General features: G+C 63.2%; 15 protein-coding genes and 1 tRNA gene. 6 read left to right on the plus strand and 10 right to left on the minus strand.

Going from position 1 to position 16,509, the window contains the following annotated elements:
* Window positions 1-117 precede the first annotated feature (117 nt).
* The 4 genes from RAC97_RS21465 (at window position 118) to RAC97_RS21480 (ending at window position 4,857) form a co-directional block, all read left to right on the plus strand.
* Complete coding sequence (locus RAC97_RS21465; RefSeq protein WP_375101718.1) at window positions 118-786, plus strand: GntR family transcriptional regulator; 669 nt, start codon at window positions 118-120, stop codon at window positions 784-786.
* 230 nt (window positions 787-1,016) lie between these two features.
* Entirely contained in the window at window positions 1,017-1,760 is a 744-nt protein-coding gene (locus RAC97_RS21470; RefSeq protein ID WP_375101719.1) for a gluconate 2-dehydrogenase subunit 3 family protein, read from the plus strand.
* 2 nt (window positions 1,761-1,762) lie between these two features.
* Window positions 1,763-3,535, plus strand: coding sequence for a GMC family oxidoreductase (locus tag RAC97_RS21475; protein WP_375101720.1), 1,773 nt, complete (start codon window positions 1,763-1,765; stop codon window positions 3,533-3,535).
* Between the two features lie 14 nt (window positions 3,536-3,549).
* On the plus strand, window positions 3,550-4,857 hold the full coding sequence (locus tag RAC97_RS21480) for a c-type cytochrome (RefSeq protein WP_375101721.1): 1,308 nt from the start codon (window positions 3,550-3,552) through the stop codon (window positions 4,855-4,857).
* A 143-nt stretch (window positions 4,858-5,000) separates the two neighbouring features.
* On the opposite strand, the gene RAC97_RS21485 is transcribed toward RAC97_RS21480, so the two are convergent.
* From RAC97_RS21485 to RAC97_RS21520, 8 genes are all read right to left on the minus strand, one after another.
* A tRNA-Gly gene (locus RAC97_RS21485) sits at window positions 5,001-5,076 on the minus strand.
* Window positions 5,077-5,141: 65 nt separating this feature from the next.
* Window positions 5,142-5,702: a CDP-diacylglycerol--glycerol-3-phosphate 3-phosphatidyltransferase gene (pgsA, locus tag RAC97_RS21490; protein ID WP_375101722.1), complete on the minus strand. Its 561-nt coding sequence runs from the start codon at window positions 5,700-5,702 to the stop codon at window positions 5,142-5,144.
* Window positions 5,703-5,735: 33 nt separating this feature from the next.
* A complete protein-coding gene (uvrC, locus tag RAC97_RS21495; RefSeq protein WP_375101723.1) occupies window positions 5,736-7,559 on the minus strand; it encodes an excinuclease ABC subunit UvrC in 1,824 nt (607 codons plus the stop codon).
* On the minus strand, window positions 7,560-8,198 hold the full coding sequence (uvrY, locus tag RAC97_RS21500) for a UvrY/SirA/GacA family response regulator transcription factor (protein ID WP_138221546.1): 639 nt from the start codon (window positions 8,196-8,198) through the stop codon (window positions 7,560-7,562).
* A 62-nt stretch (window positions 8,199-8,260) separates the two neighbouring features.
* Window positions 8,261-8,650, minus strand: a complete 390-nt coding sequence (locus RAC97_RS21505; RefSeq protein ID WP_375101724.1) for a helix-turn-helix domain-containing protein — start codon at window positions 8,648-8,650, stop codon at window positions 8,261-8,263.
* A 138-nt stretch (window positions 8,651-8,788) separates the two neighbouring features.
* A complete protein-coding gene (locus RAC97_RS21510) occupies window positions 8,789-9,223 on the minus strand; it encodes a GNAT family N-acetyltransferase (RefSeq protein ID WP_375101725.1) in 435 nt (144 codons plus the stop codon).
* A gap of 21 nt (window positions 9,224-9,244) precedes the next feature.
* Complete coding sequence (locus tag RAC97_RS21515) at window positions 9,245-9,940, minus strand: glutathione S-transferase N-terminal domain-containing protein (protein ID WP_375101726.1); 696 nt, start codon at window positions 9,938-9,940, stop codon at window positions 9,245-9,247.
* Window positions 9,941-10,020: 80 nt separating this feature from the next.
* Window positions 10,021-10,353, minus strand: a complete 333-nt coding sequence (locus RAC97_RS21520; protein ID WP_375101727.1) for a hypothetical protein — start codon at window positions 10,351-10,353, stop codon at window positions 10,021-10,023.
* 125 nt (window positions 10,354-10,478) lie between these two features.
* On the opposite strand from RAC97_RS21520, the gene RAC97_RS21525 reads away from it, so the two are divergent.
* Complete coding sequence (locus tag RAC97_RS21525) at window positions 10,479-10,907, plus strand: hypothetical protein (RefSeq protein WP_375101728.1); 429 nt, start codon at window positions 10,479-10,481, stop codon at window positions 10,905-10,907.
* Between the two features lie 73 nt (window positions 10,908-10,980).
* Window positions 10,981-13,092 carry an elongation factor G gene (fusA, locus tag RAC97_RS21530; RefSeq protein WP_375101729.1) on the plus strand — a complete coding sequence of 704 codons (2,112 nt, stop codon included), beginning with the start codon at window positions 10,981-10,983 and terminating at the stop codon, window positions 13,090-13,092.
* A gap of 121 nt (window positions 13,093-13,213) precedes the next feature.
* Here the strand turns inward: fusA and RAC97_RS21535 are convergent, their stop codons facing one another.
* The gene (locus RAC97_RS21535; protein WP_375101730.1) at window positions 13,214-14,656 is read right to left on the minus strand and encodes a SulP family inorganic anion transporter; all 1,443 of its coding nucleotides are present in this window, start codon (window positions 14,654-14,656) and stop codon (window positions 13,214-13,216) included.
* Between the two features lie 108 nt (window positions 14,657-14,764).
* Window positions 14,765-16,480: a S8/S53 family peptidase gene (locus RAC97_RS21540; protein ID WP_375101731.1), complete on the minus strand. Its 1,716-nt coding sequence runs from the start codon at window positions 16,478-16,480 to the stop codon at window positions 14,765-14,767.
* Between the last annotated feature and the right edge of the window lie 29 nt (window positions 16,481-16,509).

The raw sequence follows: 16,509 nt of genomic DNA on the forward strand, positions 1-16,509 counted from the left end.
CGGACAACGCAAAATACAAACCCAAGTCGCACCAACCGACTCCTGCTAAGATTGCGCCCCGACTGCCAGACAACCGGCAGCGTGGGCTCAAGCGAACAATCCCGGCAGAGGTAAGATATGTCTCCTGGTGCTTCAACAACCAGCGAACTGGCGAAAATCGAGCGGCTGCAACTGCATGACACCGTGCTCGATCATTTGCGTCGTTTCATCATCGAAGGCACGTTGAAACCGGGCATCAAGATCAACGAACGTGAACTCTGCGAAGTGCTCGGCATTTCCAGAACCCCCCTGCGCGAGGCACTGAAAGTGCTGGCCGTGGAAGGCCTGATCGAACTTCGCCCCAACCGCGGTGCGCGAGTTGCGCAAATGAGCGATGTCGAGATCCGCGAAACCTTCGAGCTCATGAGCGGCATCGAGGCGTTCAACGGCCAATTGGCCTGCGAGCGTATCACCGATGCCGAGGTGATCAATATCAAGTCCCTGCACTACCAGATGCTGCAGGCGAAAGAAAACAATGACCTGTCGCTGTACTTCCAGAAGAACGCCGCCATCCACGATGCGATCAGCCAGGCCGCACGCAACGAAACCCTGCGCAAGACCTACCTGACCCTCAACCGGCGTATCCAATCCATTCGCTATCTCTCCAACCGCACCGAGGTGAAGTGGGAGCGCGCCATCCACGACCATGAAGACATGATCGAGGCCTTGGAGAAGCGCGATGCGGACCAGTTGCGCAATATCCTGCGCCGCCACATTCTCGACGCCGGTGGTATCGAACACGCTTGACCGTCACCCCGCCCCGCGCTGATACCTCTCTCCTTCCGCTCTACCCTTAAACCCTTAAATCTGAATTCAGACCGATCAAACCCGATCGGTCTGCACCCCTGCACGCCACTATCTACGCGATTTTATGCCGTTGCCGGTAGACGCATTTTATATTTTGAATGCAGAATACCAAAGGCATCGCATTGCGACTGTCTCACAACCCCCTCCGACCCAGCCTGAGAGGTCACACCATGGACCCAGAAGAACAAGAAAAAACCTACGAATCGCGGCGATCGTTTTTCAAGAAAACCCTCACCCTGATCCCCCTCACCGTAGTCGCCACCCAGATGCCTGGGCTTGTCGATGCCGCCCCCAGCGAACCTGTGCGTGAACCACGCGACCGTGCACCGACCACGCCCTACTTGCCCGTGTTCTTCAACGAAATCGAATGGGCCATCATCAATGCGGCCTGCGCCCGGTTGATTCCCAGGGACGAACTGGGTGCCGGAGCCATCGAGGCGGGTGTTCCCGAATTCATCGACCGACACATGCAGAGCAGCTACGCCGCGGGTGATATCTGGTTCCTCCAGGGCCCGTACTACGAAGCAGGCCCGGAGTTCGGCTACCAGGGCAGGCTGGCACCGCGCGACATCCTGCGGGTCGGCATGGCCGGGCTGGATGCCTGGAGCAGAAAGACCTTCTCCGGCAAGCGCTTCAGCGAGCTTTCCAACGCCCAGCAGGACACAACGCTCAAGCAACTCGAAGCCGGTGAAATCAAGACCGAAGGCGTACCCGGAAAGGTGTTCTTCAGCCACCTGCTCAACGAAACCTTGTACGGCTTCTTCTCCGACCCTCAGTACGGCGGCAACAAGGACATGGCCGGCTGGAAACTGGTGGGCTACCCCGGCGTTCGCGCCGACTTCATGGACTGGGTGGAGCAAACCTCCAAGCCCTATCCGCTGCCGCCTGTAAGCATGTCTGGTCGTCGAGGTTAAGCATGGCAACCCAAGAAAAAGTCGATGCGGTGATCGTGGGCATGGGCTGGACCGGCGCCATCCTGGCCAAGGAACTGACCGATGCGGGCCTGAAGGTAGTGGCCCTGGAGCGCGGCGCAGACCGCGACACCTACCCGGATTTCGTATACCCCAAGGTCAATGACGAGCTCGCAGGCTCGGTGCACCGCAAGTACCTGCAAAGCCTGAGCAAGGAAACCCTGACGATTCGCCACGACCTCTCGCAGCGCGCCGTCCCCTACCGGCAGATGGGCTCGTTCAAGCCCGGCGATGGCGTGGGCGGTGCGGGTACGCACTGGTCGGGCTGCCACTTCCGCGCACTGCCCGAAGACTTCAACCTGCGCTCGAACTACGAAGCCCGCTACGGCAAGTCGTTCATCCCCAAGGAAATGACCATCCAGGACTTCCCGGTCACCTATGCCGAGCTGGAACCGCACTTCGACCACTTCGAACACGTGTGCGGCACCGCCGGGCAGGCCGGCATCGTCAACGGCGTTGCCGTGGCCGGGGGAAACCCCTTCGAAGGCTCGCGCAGTCGACATTTCCCCCTGGCCGCGAACCCGGACTACCTGGGCGGCAAGATGTTCGCCAAGGCCGCCAACGAATTCGGCTACCACCCTTATCCGATTCCGGCCTCGAACGCCTCAGGCCCCTACAAGAACCCCTATGGCTGCCAACTTGGCCCGTGCAACTACTGTGGGTTCTGTAGCGACTACGGCTGCCTGAACTACTCCAAGGCCAGCCCCAACGCCTGCATCCTGCCGGTGCTGCGTCAGCGTGCGAATTTCGAATTGCGGCCCAACTCCCAGGTGCTGCAAGTGAACCTGGACAGCGACCGGAAAAAGGCCACCGGGGTGACCTACCTGGATGCCTCGGGCCATGAACAGACCCAACCCGCCGACCTGGTGATCCTCGCCGCATTCTCCTACCTGAACGTGCACCTGATGCTGCTCTCCGGCATCGGCAAGCCTTACGACCCACACACCGGCGAAGGCGTGGTCGGCAAGAACTACACCTATCAGAATCTGACCCGCATGACGCTGTTCTTCGACAAGCGCGTACAGGGCAACCCATTCATCGGTATCGGCGGCGCCGGCCAAGTCATCGATGACTTCAACGGCAACCAGATCGACAACGCCAAGCTCGGCTACCTGGGCGGCAGCGTGCTCTGGGCGCGCCAGCCCGGCGGTGGGCCAGTGCGCGGCATCAGCCTGCCACCAGGGACGCCGAAATGGGGCAGCGCCTGGAAGAAAGCCGCGCAAGACCATTTCCGCCACCAGTTCTACTGGGAAGTCCAAGGCGCCAACATGGCCTACCAGGACTGCTACCTGGATCTCGACCCGACCTACAAGGACGCCTACGGCCGCCCCATGCTGCGCATGACCTTCGACTGGAAGGCCAACGAGATCAAGGCCAACCAGTACATGGTCGGCAAGCTCCAGGAAATGGCACGCAGCTTGAACCCGCTGGCGATATCCGCCGATGCGAAAAAGGCCGGTGAACACTACAACACCACCCGCTACCAGAGCACTCACACCTGCGGCGGCGCGATCATGGGCGAAAACCCCAAGACCAGCGCGGTGAACCGCTACCTGCAGTCCTGGGACGTGTCCAACGTGTTCGTCATGGGCGCCTGCGCCTTCCCGCAGAACAACGGCTACAACCCGACCGGCATGGTGGGTGCGTTGGCGTACTGGTCAGCCAAGGCCATTCGTGAAAAGTACCTCAAGGCCCCCGGCCCACTGGTGCAAGCGTGAGGAGCGCCGCGTTGATGAGCATTCGAACTGCACTGGCAACGGCGGTCCTTTTCGTGGCGGGCCCCTTGTGGGCCGACGACTACAAGTCGCCCGAGCTGATCAAACAAGGCGAATACCTGTCCCGCGCAGGCGACTGCGTCGCCTGCCACACGGCCAAAGGCGGCAAGCCCTACGCGGGCGGGCTGCCGATGGCAACGCCGGTCGGCACCATTTTCGCCACCAACATCACCCCCGACCCTAAGACCGGCATCGGCCACTACAGCCTCGAAGACTTCGACAAGGCCGTACGCCACGGCATCGCCAAGGATGGCTACACGCTGTACCCGGCGATGCCCTACCCCTCGTACGCTCGGGTCACCGACGAAGACCTCAAGGCGCTGTATGCCTACTTCATGCATGGAGTGAAACCAGTCGAGCAGGCCAACCGGGAAAGCGAGATTCCCTGGCCTCTGTCGATGCGCTGGCCGCTGGGCATCTGGCGTACCGCGTTCGCGCCGGCGGTCGAGGCGCAAACACCCAGCGGGCCGCTGAAGTACGAGAACGCCCAGATCGCCCGAGGCGCCTACCTGGTCCAGGGGCTGGGCCATTGCGGCAGCTGCCACACCCCTCGGGCGGTTACGCTGCAAGAGAAGTCGCTGGATGAACGGGACGAAAGCTACCTGGCCGGTGGCCAGGTGATCGATGGCTGGGTCGCGATCAGCCTGCGCGGGCACTCGCCCGACGGTATAGGCGATTGGAGCGTGGATGACATCGTGCAAACCCTGCGCAATGGCCGTAACGCACACTTCTCCTCGATCGGAGCGATGAACGATGTGATCCAGCACAGCGGCCAGCACCTCACCGACCCGGACCTCAAGGCGATCGCCCAGTACCTGAAGTCGCTGCCTGCCGTATCGGGTTCGAGCAAGGTTGCATTCGCAGCCAGCGACACCACGGCCAAGGCATTGTGGGCCGGCGAGTCGCCAAGCCGCGGCGCCGAGCTCTACGTCGACAATTGCGCGGCCTGCCACCGCACAGACGGCCAGGGCTACAAGGAGGTGTTCCCGCGCCTGGCGAACAACCCCTCGGTGCTTGCCGAAGACCCAAGCTCGATGATTCGGTTGATTCTCAACGGCAGCCGCTTGCCCTCGACCCACCAGGCACCTTCTGACCTGGTAATGCCGGGTTTCGGCTGGCGTCTGGATGACCAGGAAGCCGCGCAGCTGGTGTCGTTCATTCGCAACAGCTGGGGCAACAAGGCGCCGCAGGTTTCGGCCAAGGAAATCGGCGCCGTTCGCCAGGCGATCGCCGAGGAGCATGGAGCGACAGTGGCCAAGCATTAGGACCCACGCCATCGGTCGAGGCTACTGACAATGGCCTCGATCAATGACTGGCGCGCTTGAACGCTGGAAACGAAAAAGGGCCCTCTACTGAGGGCCCTTTTTCGTTGATCCCAAAGCTTCATGGAAGCCTTTGGATCGATATTTGGAGCGGGAAACGAGACTCGAACTCGCGACCCCGACCTTGGCAAGGTCGTGCTCTACCAACTGAGCTATTCCCGCGTCGTGATGGGTTGCTATTCTATCGACTTGCGAAGGAACGTCAACCCTTTGATTCAAAAAAACTTTTACTTCTGCTCAGAGCCTTCGCGCAGGTGCGGCCAGGCAGCCAGCAGGTAGTGCACCATCGACACAAGGGTCAGGCCCGCTGCCACCAGCAACAGCCCATAGCCAGCCACCACCCAGAAGGTCAACACCGGTGGGTTGGCCAGCAGGATCACCAGCGCCAGCATCTGTGCGGCGGTCTTCCACTTGCCCAGGTTCGACACCGCCACGTGCGCCCTCGCCCCCAGCTCTGCCATCCATTCGCGCAGGGCCGAGACCACGATCTCGCGACCAATGATGACCGCCGCCGGCAAGGTCAGCCAGAAGTTGGCATGCACCTGCACCAGCAACACCAGGGCGACAGCCACCATCAGCTTGTCCGCCACCGGGTCGAGGAAGGCGCCGAACGGGGTGCTCTGCTGCAACCGACGCGCCAGGTAGCCGTCGAGCCAGTCGGTCGCGGCAGCGATGGCGAACACACTGCTGGCTGCCATGTAGCTCCAGGGGTATGGCATGTAGAACAGCAGGATGAAGATCGGAATGAGCAGGACGCGTAGAACGGTGAGCAGGTTTGGAATATTCATCGGTACGACTGGCTGCAAGTTGAACCCGGCATTCTACTCGCTATGCAGGCTGGCATAAATCGACTCGGCAAGCTTTTTACTGATCCCCGGTGCCTTGGCGATCTCGTCGATGCTGGCGCGGTTGAGCTCCTGCAAGCCGCCGAAATGTTTCAGCAGGTCTCGACGCCGCTTCGGACCGACCCCGGCGACATCCTCCAGGCTCGACGTTCGCCGTGCCTTGCCGCGACGCGCACGGTGGCCGGTGATGGCAAAACGGTGGGCCTCGTCGCGGATCTGCTGGATCAGGTGCAGCGCCGGGGAGTCACCCTTGAGCGTGAATTCGTGAGCCACATCGTTGAGGTACAGGGTTTCGAAACCGGCCTTGCGGGTCACACCCTTGGCCACGCCCAGCAGGGTCAGGTCAGTGAGGCCAAGCGCCTGCATCACGTCGCGCGCCATGTTCAGCTGGCCCTTGCCGCCGTCCACCAGCAGCACGTCGGGCAGCTTGCCCTCGCCATCCTTGATACGCCCATAACGACGCATCAGGGCCTGGTGCATGGCGGCATAGTCGTCGCCGGCAGTCACGCCTTCGATGTTGAAGCGCCGGTAGTCGGACTTGAGCGGGCCTTCAGGGCCGAACACCACGCAACTGGCCACGGTGGCCTCGCCACTGGAGTGACTGATGTCGTAGCACTCCAGGCGTTGCGGCACCTCATCGAGGCCAAGCACCTGGGCCAGTGCCTCGAAGCGCGCTGCCATGTGCTGGCGGTTGGCCAAGCGCGCGTTGAGGGCCTGCTCGGCGTTGGTCACCGCCAGTTGCTGCCAGCGCGCACGGGTGCCACGCACCCGGTGGCTGATGGCCAGCTCACGACCGCGCAGGCTCTGCACGGCCTCGACGATGGCCTCGAAGTCCTCGTGCACCACGTTGACGATCAACTCGCCCGGCAGCTCGCGCTCGGCATTGCCCAGGTAGTACTGGGAAAGAAATGCGGCCATTACTTCGGCCACCTCTTCCTCGATCCCCACCTGGGGAAAGAAATTCTTGCTGCCCAGCACACGCCCACCGCGCACGCTGATCAGGTGCACGCAGGCGCCGCCCGGGTTGACGAAGGCGGCCACCACGTCGACGTCGCCAGAGCCGCCTTCCATGTACTGCTGGTCCTGGACCCGGCGCAGCAAGGCGACCTGGTCGCGCAACTCGGCAGCCCTCTCGAAGTTCAGGGCCATGGCGGCCGCTTCCATCTCGGCGTTGAGCTCGTTGCCCAGTTGCTGGGAGCGGCCCTCGAGGAACATCACCGAGTGACGTACGTCCTCGGCATATTCCTCGGCAGGCACCAGGCCCACGCAAGGGCCCTTGCAACGTTTGATCTGGTATTGCAGGCAAGGGCGTGTGCGGTTGGCGTAGTAGCTGTCTTCGCACTGGCGAACCGAGAAAGCCTTTTGCAGCATGCTCAGACTTTCGCGAATGGCACCGGCACTGGGGTATGGGCCGAAGTAGCGGCCCTTGGCCTTCTTGGCCCCACGATGGATTCCCAGGCGTGGGAACTCGCCGTCAGACAGGAACACGTAGGGATAGGACTTATCGTCGCGCAACAGGATGTTGTAGGGCGGCCGCCACTCCTTGATCAGCGTCTGCTCCAGCAGCAGCGCCTCGGTTTCATTGGAGGTGATGGTGGTCTCGACCTGGGCGATACGCGCCACCAACGCGGCGGTCTTGGGCGCCAGGCCAGCCTTGCGAAAATAGCTGGCCAGGCGCTTCTTGAGGTTCTTCGCCTTGCCCACGTAAAGCAGCCGGGACTCGGCGTCGAACATTCGGTAGACGCCCGGGCGACCGCTGCAGGTCGCCAGGAACGCGCTGGCATCAAAGAGTTGGGACATTTAGAGACTGGCGTCGACCATACCGTGGCGGACGGCCAGCAGCGTCAGTTCGACGTCGCTGGTGACCGAGAGTTTTTCGAAAATCCGATAACGGTAAGTATTGACGGTCTTGGGGGACAGACACAACTTGTCGGAGATGATCTGCACTTTCTGGCAGCCGACGATCATCAGGGCAATCTGGATTTCCCGCTCCGACAACGCATCGAATGGCGAGCCTTGCGGCTGGAACGGCTTGAGCGCCAGCTGCTGGGCAATTTGCGGACTGATGTAGCGTTGGCCGGCAAAGGCCAGGCGAATGGCCTGGACCATCTCGTCAAGCCCGGCGCCCTTGGTCAGGTAGCCAGCGGCACCGGCTTGCAGCAGGCGCGTGGGGAACGGGTCTTCCTCGCATACGGTAACCGCCACCACTTTTATATCCGGGTGGCTGCGCAGCAGCTTGCGGGTAGCCTCGAGCCCGCCGATCCCTGGCATCTTCACGTCCATCAGCACGACATCCGGCTTGAGCTCACGGGCCAGCTTGAGTGCGGACTCGCCCGAATCCGCCTCACCGACCACCTGCAGGCCGTCGATATCGGCCAGCATTCGCGTGATGCCGGTACGCACCAGATCGTGATCATCGACCACTAGGACCCTAATCAAGCAGACACCTCGTCATGGGGCGATTGGATCCGGCCACCTTAACAAAATTTTTCATTGCGGACCTAGCGTAAAGCGTCATTGAGATACGCCTGGCGCCCCACCCATGAGCGCTTGGAAGATGCCCGTGTATCCGCCGCCGCGGCGAGCCGGTTGAGCAGGTGCCAGACGGCAGCATGGTCCGCCGCCGACAACTGGCGGAGCACGCCGAGCAACCGGCTCTCCTCGGCGCTGAGGCTATCATTGGGTGCTGGCGTGCGCCCCCCGCTGACCACGTACAGCGCATCCACGCCCCTGGCTGCCAGGGCCGCCAGGTAGTCGAGACGTGGCGTGCGCTCACCGCTTTCGTACTTGCCCTGGGCATTGGGCTCAACCCCGCCAATGTCGCCGAACGCCCGCTGGGTCAGGCCCAGGCGTTCGCGCTCTTGCTTCAGGCGCGGACCGAATTCGTTCATACGATTCCCTTCCTCTGTAAAGACATGATCGGGTGCATCCCGCCCCCTATGAATAGCAAGCGCAGCGCTTTGCACTATGCACATTGGATCCAATATGCGCAAGCCATCCTTGTCCACTCATGTCTTTACAACCCTCGTTTACCTCCCACCATCGATCGCACGCTGCATACGCACGAAGCACTCATCCATCCCCATCTCGACGAAGCCACAGCGCTCGTATAGACGTCGCGCAGGGTTGCTCCTGAACACCATCAGACGCAGCAAGGGCAGGCGTCGCTGCCCCGCCCACTCGGCCAGAAGTTGCAATACCTGGCTGCCGATACCCCGCCCGCGATGTTCAGGCAGCAGGTGCAACTCGCGAATGAACAGGGCCTGGCGGTCCTGGCTGAGGCTGCAGAAACCCACCACCTCACCGCCCTCCTCGACCAGCCACTGCTCACGCCAACCCCAGGCTTGGTCAAAGGCCTCCTCGATCCACAGCAGGTCGAATTCACGGTAGTAAGGCAGCATTGCGCGCCGCGTGAGGTCGCGGGCGAAGGTGCGCTGCGTGTCGGGCGCCGGTACCAGGTTCATGCCGTGCAGCTGCGTTGCAATTCAGCCAGGAACCTTCAGCCCGCGCTGCACCGCCGGGCGCTCGAGGAAGGTCGCCAGCACGCGCTGCACCTGCTTGAAGTCGTCGTAGCCCACCAGGTCGCGCGCATCGTAGCGATCCACCAGGTTACGCACCCAGGGGAAGATGGCGATGTCGGCGATGCTATAGTCGCCCGCCACCCAGTCGCGGCCTTCCAGATGCCGGTCCAGCACGCCCAACAAACGTTTCGACTCGTTGACGTAGCGGTCGCGTGGACGCTTGTCCTCAATGTCCTTGCCGGCGAAGAAATGGAAGAACCCGACCTGGCCGAACATCGGCCCGATGCCGCCCATCTGGAACATCAGCCATTGCAGGGTCTGGTAACGGGTGGCCGGGTCGAGGCTGAGCAACTGACCGGTCTTCTCCGCCAGGTATTGCAGGATCGCCCCGGACTCGAACAACGGCAGAGGTTGTCCGCCCGGGCCGTCGGGGTCGAGTATCGCGGGGATCTTGTTGTTGGCACTCAGGGAGATGAACTCAGGGGTCAGCTGGTCGTCGCTGGCGAAGTCGACCTTGTGCACCTCGTACGGCAGGCCGATCTCTTCGAGCATGATCGACACCTTGACGCCGTTGGGGGTGGCCAGCGAATAGAGCTGCAAACGCTCCGGGTGCTGCGCCGGCCATTTGCGGGTGATGGGGAAAGCGCTGAGGTCCGTCATGGTCAACCCTTGCTGGGAAATGGGAAGCACCACTTTAGAGCCATACGCGCGAACTGGCCATTACCCGCAAGGCGCAAGCGCTAGAGGCCGAGCTCTTGCGGGGTGAGCATATCGGACTCGAAGGCGATCCAGCCGCCTTCCAGTTCGGCGTGGCCATTGACGATCGGGCCGTAGTAGGTCAGGCCGTTCTCAAGGGTCACGCAGATGTGCGTGGCGTTTTTATCCGGCGCCGCGAGCGTACCGACGAAATGCACCTTCTTCAGGGTCTCGGTCACCGCCTCCAGGCCAACGCGCATACCGGGGTTCTCGGCCGCCTCGGCGTCGCCTCCGCGGTCTTCGGCACTGATGGTGACGGTGGCGATGTAGGGGTATTTGCTCAAGCGGGTGGCCTCGGTGGGTTTGCTGGGGCGCATAGGGTACGGCAGGCGTTCCCGGTTGTCTCTAGCGGCCTGACCGCACAGGCGGATGCAAATGGCCTCCCCCGCCTCGATCTGTTAGGGTGCCCACCGATGCACGCCACACCACACGAGGACACCGAGTGAGCGCCGAACAACCCCTGATCGCCGACCTGTTCGAGGTCGACAAACGCCTGGCCCTCAAGCCCGTCGTGGACTTCAACGCCTACCTGCGCAACGCCTTCGGCGACGGCCCCTGCCGCTGCCACCGCTGCCTGGAGCTCGGCGGCGACGAGAGCGGGTACAGCCACCGCCACACCTTCGAGCTGGAAGGCCGCCAATTGCACCGGCGCTTCGCCAGCACCGCAGGCAGCGACGTGCTGCAAGCGCTGAAGAAAGCCTGGCTGTCGTACACCAAGGGCGAACTGCGGCCAGTGGGCGAACTGGACCTGGCGACCGTCAAGACCTTTACCGACAGCGCCCTGCACACACGCCTCCTTGCGCTGCTGCCGGCCAGCGGCCTGGCCCGCGAAGTGGACGGCAGCTGGCACCTGCAGGCCCAGGCCGACTGACGGCTAGGCGGTGCGGCAGGATTCTCCCGGTCTGCTACCTTGGGAGAACCCTCACCCCGCAGGTGATCCCGCCATGGCCCGCACAACCCCCATCGAGCTGTACCGCAACATAGGCATCGTCGCCCATGTGGATGCCGGCAAGACCACCACCACCGAACGTATCCTGTTCTACACCGGGGTCAACCACAAAATGGGCGAGGTGCACGACGGCGCCGCGACCATGGACTGGATGGCCCAGGAGCAGGAGCGCGGCATCACCATCACCTCGGCGGCGACCACGGCCTTCTGGCAAGGCTCGACCAAGCAGTTCGCCGACAAGTACCGCTTCAACATCATCGACACTCCCGGCCACGTTGACTTCACCATCGAGGTGGAGCGCTCGCTGCGTGTGCTCGATGGCGCGGTGGTAGTGTTCAGCGGCGCCGACGGGGTCGAGCCGCAGTCCGAGACGGTATGGCGCCAGGCCAACAAGTACCACGTGCCACGCCTGGCCTATATCAACAAGATGGACCGCCAGGGCGCCGACTTCCTGCGCGTGGTCAAGCAGATCGACCAGCGCCTGGGCCACCACCCGGTGCCGATCCAGCTGGCCATCGGCAGCGAGGAAAACTTCATCGGCCAGATCGACCTGGTGAAGATGAAGGCCATTTATTGGAACGACGCCGACCAGGGCACCAGCTACCGCGAGGAGGACATTCCTGCCGAGCTCCAGGCCTTGGCCGACGAGTGGCGCGCGCACATGATCGAGGCCGCAGCCGAGGCCAATGACCAACTGACCGAGAAGTTTCTCGAAGGTGAAGAACTGAGCGTCGAGGAGATCAAGGCCGCCTTGCGCCAGCGCACCATCGCCAACGAAATCGTCCCTACCATCCTCGGCTCCTCGTTCAAGAACAAGGGCGTGCCGCTGATGCTCGATGCAGTCATCGACTACCTGCCGGCCCCCAGCGAGATCCCACCGATCAAAGGCACCGACCCGGACGACGAGGAAAAACACCTCGAGCGCCATGCCGACGACTTCGAGCCGTTCTCGGCCCTGGCCTTCAAGATCGCCACCGACCCCTTTGTCGGCACCCTCACCTTTGCCCGCGTGTACTCCGGCGTGCTCAGCTCGGGCAACGCGGTGCTCAACTCGGTCAAGGGCAAGAAGGAGCGCATCGGCCGCATGGTGCAGATGCACGCCAACCAGCGCGCCGAGATCAAGGATGTGTGCGCCGGCGACATCGCCGCGCTGATCGGCATGAAGGATGTCACCACCGGCGACACCCTATGCGACATCGACAAGCCGATCATCCTCGAACGCATGGACTTTCCCGACCCGGTCATCTCCGTGGCGGTAGAGCCCAAGACCAAGGGCGACCAGGAAAAGATGGGCGTCGCCCTGGGCAAGCTGGCCCAGGAAGACCCATCGTTCCGCGTGCGCACCGACGAAGAGACCGGCCAGACCATCATCTCCGGCATGGGCGAGCTGCACCTGGACATCATCGTCGACCGCATGCGCCGCGAGTTCAACGTCGAGGCCAATATCGGCAAGCCGCAGGTGGCTTACCGCGAGAAGATCCGCAACACCTGCGAGATCGAAGGGCGCTTTGTGCGCCAGTCCGGCGGGCGCGGCCAATATGGCCACTGCTGGATTCGCTTCGCGCCTGGCGAAGAGGGCAAGGAAGGCCTGGAGTTCGCCAACGAAGTGGTCGGCGGCGTGATCCCGCGCGAGTACATTCCCGCGATACAGAAAGGTATCGAGGAGCAGATGAAGAACGGCGTGCTCGCAGGCTACCCGTTGATCGGCCTGAAGGCAGCGGTGTACGACGGTTCGTACCACGACGTCGACTCCAACGAAATGGCCTACAAGATTGCCGCATCCATGGCCACCAAGCAGCTGTCGCAGAAAGGCGGCGCGGTGTTGCTGGAGCCGGTGATGAAAGTGGAGGTGGTGACGCCCGAGGAATACCAGGGCGATATCCTCGGCGACCTGAGCCGGCGCCGCGGGATGATCCAGGATGGCGACGAGACCCCGGCAGGCAAAGTGATTCGTGCCGAGGTGCCGCTGGGCGAGATGTTCGGCTATGCCACCTCGATGCGCTCGATGACCCAGGGGCGGGCGAGCTTCTCCATGGAGTTCACCAAGTATGCCGAGGTGCCGACAGGCATTGCCGATGGCATCGTGAAGAAAAATCGGGGGGAGTGAAACTGATCACTCATAGGGTCTGATCTGGCGCCTTCGCAGGCACGCCCGCTCGTACAGGTACCGCGCCGATCTTGCAGGAGCGGGATTGCCTGCGAATGCGATCCATCAGGCAAGAACACGTTCAGTGCTGCTCCCCCGCGCGCTTGAGCAGCGTCTTGCAACGCTCCGACAAGTGCACTACCCGCAGGTGCTTGCCCGCCCTGGCATAACGCTCGCGCAGGGTCTTCAACGCCGCGATCGCCGAGTAATCGACGAAGCTCAGGTGCTTGCAGTCCAACGTCACGTTCTGCGGGTCGCCTGCAGGGTCGAACTGGTTGAGAAACAGCGTGGTCGAGGCAAAGAACAAGGTGCCATGCACGTGGTAGCGCTTGCCGCCCTCGCCGTCGTCATGGCTGTCGGCATGCAGTTCGCGGGCCTGCTGCCAGGCGAAGTTCACCGCCGCAATAACGATGCCGAACAGCACGGCGGCAGCCAGGTCGGTGAATACAGTCACCACGGTCACCGCGATGATCGCCAGCACATCGTTCACCGGCACCTTGTGCAACACACGCAGCGAGGCCCAGGCGAAGGTCTGCTGGGCGACCACGAACATCACACCGACCAATGCTGCCAGCGGAATGCGCTCGATCAGCGGCGACAGGAACAGAATGAACAGCAGGATCATCACACCGGCCACCACGCCTGATAGTCGACCACGGCCATTGGAGCTGAGGTTGATGACAGTCTGTCCGATCATCGCGCAGCCGCCCATGCCGCCGCAGAAGCCCGACACCATGTTCGCCGCGCCCAGGGCCACGCATTCGCGGTCTGGATAACCACGGCTCTCGGTAATCTCATCGGTCAGGTTGAGGGTCAGCAGGGTTTCCAGCAGGCCGACCATCGCCATCACCAGCGCGTAGGGCGCGATGATCTTCAGCGTCTCGAAGGTCCAGGGCACGTCGGGCCAGGCCAGCCCTGGCAAGCCACCGGCGATATGGGCCATGTCGCCGAGGGTGCGCGTGGGTAGGTCGAGCAGGTACACCAGCACGCCCACCCCCAGGATCGCCACCAGGGCTGGCGGCACCGCGCGGGTCAGCTTCGGCAGCAGGTAGACCACCAGCATGGTCAGCACCACCAGGCCGACCATCAGGTACATGGCGCTGCCCGCCAGCCAGTGCTCGCCCTCCTTGAAGTGCTCCAATTGTGCCAGGGCGATGACGATGGCCAGACCGTTGACAAAGCCGAGCATCACCGGGTACGGCACCAGGCGCACCAGCTTGCCCAGGCGCAGCACGCCGAACAGGATCATCAGTACGCCACCCAGCAACACCGTGGCCAGCAGGTACTGCGCGCCGTGCTGCACCACCAGGGCGACGATCACCACCGCCATCGAGCCCGCGGCGCCGGAGATCATGCCGGGACGACCGCCGAACAGTGCCGTCAGGGTGCAGATGATAAAGGCACCATACAGCCCCATCAGCGGGTTCAGGTGCGCGACCAGGGCGAAGGCGATGCACTCGGGCACCAGGGCGAAGGACGTGGTCAGTCCGGCGAGCAGGTCGGCGCGAAGTCGGGCGGGTTTCATGGTGTTCCTGTGGTCGGCGGGCCCTGCTGGTTGCCAGCGAGGCTACGTGCGTACGAATGGGAGCGCGATATTACGGAATTTGTCTGACAGCAGCCAGCCAGCCCTTGCCTAGCGCACCCGCTCGCGGCTTTGTACGGCCAGGTCCAGGGCGCGCTGCATGTCCAGCCGGGCCGAGCGCCCCAGGTCGGGGTCGTCGAGCTGGCCGTTGCGCTCCGACGGCAGGATGGGCGCCGTGAGGTCTTCGGCGTCCATGGCCTCGAAATCCTGCCTCGGGCCCAGGGTCAATGCACTGCGGCGCAGCAGCATGCGCAACTGCTCGGGAGTGAGGCCAGGGTTGATCGAACGCATCGCCGCGACGGTTGCCGCCACCAACGGTGTGGCATAGGAGGTACCGCAGTACGCCTTGTCGGCCTGCGAAGGCTGCAGACAGGCGGCGGCGCTGACATCTACGCGCATGTCGATGTTGGAACTGGCGCGCTTGGTGACATGGCGCGGGTCCTGCACCGGGACATCGCGCTCGCTCCGCTGGTGGCCACCCACCACGAGCAACTGCTCGGTGATGAACGAGGATGGCAGGCGGTATTCATCGGTACCCGACCAGGAGGCGCCATTGCCCGCCGAGTTGACCACCACCACATCGGGGTGCTTGACCCGCAACCACAGGAAGAACTCTTCCAGGAGCTCTTCATAGCCGCTCATGGCCAGCCCCGAGCGCACCAGCGAGTCTATCTCGTCGCCCTTGACGTCGCGGGCACCGACGCGGTGGATGCCCCAACTCCAGTTCAACACCTTGACCCCATCCTCTACCAGGTTGACCGAAGCGGCGATATTGGCGGTGATGCCGGCGTCGCTGTTGCGCTCCACGATCACCTCGAACCCTGGGCTGGCATTGCCCAGCCCGGTCAGAAAGCCGCCCGCCGCCCCTTCGCCACGTGCCGCCAGGATGCCTGCCACATGACTGCCATGACCTTGCGGACGGTCGCCGTCGCGGCCATAGAGGCAGGTGGAAGGCAGCGTGCAGGCACCGCGATAGGCAGTGAAGGCCGCCGCATCGAAGTCCAGTTCGCGCTCGATCACGCCGATGCGCACCGGCTGCACCGGTATCGCGGTGGCCGGTATGCGCTGCTGGTAGTAGTACAGGGCATCGATGAAACGGTTGGCCGCCCATTCGTCTGCCTGGTCGACCTGGGCCTTGTCTTTCCCGGCCCCCTCCTCGCCACGCTCAGGGGCGGACTCCTCGATCACCACCGCGTCCACGCTGAGCTCGCTGCCCATGCGCAGGAGCATCGCGTCGCGCTGTACCAGGTCCTGCACCGGCAAACGCAGTTGGTAGATGTTCAACGGGGGGATCGCGCCAACGACCTTCGCGCCGAACTTTTCGGCGATACGCCGGGCCTCGGACAAGCCATCGTGCTTTTCTTCGATCAACAGGCTGACCAGGTCGAGGTAGGTGGTCAGGCCATCCATGTTCTTCGCCACCTCGGCGGGGCCAGCGGCGACTACATGGCTGGCATGGCGGGTCAGCCACACCGGGTTGCTTTGCTGCTCGCCCACTTGCAGCCACACCGGCGCACTGGCCTGACCTGGGTTTTCGAGAACGAACTCGAGGGTATCGCCGCGACGCTCGACAGCCTGGTCGGCCAGACGCTGTCCGCCGAGCCACACCTCTGGCGTGTCCTGGCCCATGCCCTGGGCCCGCAGGCACCAATGGCGCGGACCTTCGCCCAGCAGATCACCGCAGCGTTGCAGGTGCTGAATGCGCAGGGGGTCCTGGGCCTGTGCGCCGTGGGCGAGCAGCAACAGGAAAACGAAATAGCGCGCCATGGGAAGGCTCCGGTCGGGCTGTTCTTGCT

Source organism: Pseudomonas sp. LS_2 (assembly GCF_042709235.1).
GTDB lineage: Bacteria > Pseudomonadota > Gammaproteobacteria > Pseudomonadales > Pseudomonadaceae > Aquipseudomonas.

Coding starts and splice junctions, on each gene's coding strand:
- RAC97_RS21465 (WP_375101718.1), top strand. CDS start 118: ATGTCTCCTGGTGCTTCAACAACCAGCGAACTGGCGAAAATCGAGCGG.
- RAC97_RS21470 (WP_375101719.1), top strand. CDS start 1,017: ATGGACCCAGAAGAACAAGAAAAAACCTACGAATCGCGGCGATCGTTT.
- RAC97_RS21475 (WP_375101720.1), top strand. CDS start 1,763: ATGGCAACCCAAGAAAAAGTCGATGCGGTGATCGTGGGCATGGGCTGG.
- RAC97_RS21480 (WP_375101721.1), top strand. CDS start 3,550: ATGAGCATTCGAACTGCACTGGCAACGGCGGTCCTTTTCGTGGCGGGC.
- pgsA (WP_375101722.1), bottom strand. CDS start 5,702: ATGAATATTCCAAACCTGCTCACCGTTCTACGCGTCCTGCTCATTCCG.
- uvrC (WP_375101723.1), bottom strand. CDS start 7,559: ATGTCCCAACTCTTTGATGCCAGCGCGTTCCTGGCGACCTGCAGCGGT.
- RAC97_RS21505 (WP_375101724.1), bottom strand. CDS start 8,650: ATGAACGAATTCGGTCCGCGCCTGAAGCAAGAGCGCGAACGCCTGGGC.
- RAC97_RS21510 (WP_375101725.1), bottom strand. CDS start 9,223: ATGAACCTGGTACCGGCGCCCGACACGCAGCGCACCTTCGCCCGCGAC.
- RAC97_RS21515 (WP_375101726.1), bottom strand. CDS start 9,940: ATGACGGACCTCAGCGCTTTCCCCATCACCCGCAAATGGCCGGCGCAG.
- RAC97_RS21520 (WP_375101727.1), bottom strand. CDS start 10,353: ATGCGCCCCAGCAAACCCACCGAGGCCACCCGCTTGAGCAAATACCCC.
- fusA (WP_375101729.1), top strand. CDS start 10,981: ATGGCCCGCACAACCCCCATCGAGCTGTACCGCAACATAGGCATCGTC.
- RAC97_RS21535 (WP_375101730.1), bottom strand. CDS start 14,656: ATGAAACCCGCCCGACTTCGCGCCGACCTGCTCGCCGGACTGACCACG.
- RAC97_RS21540 (WP_375101731.1), bottom strand. CDS start 16,480: ATGGCGCGCTATTTCGTTTTCCTGTTGCTGCTCGCCCACGGCGCACAG.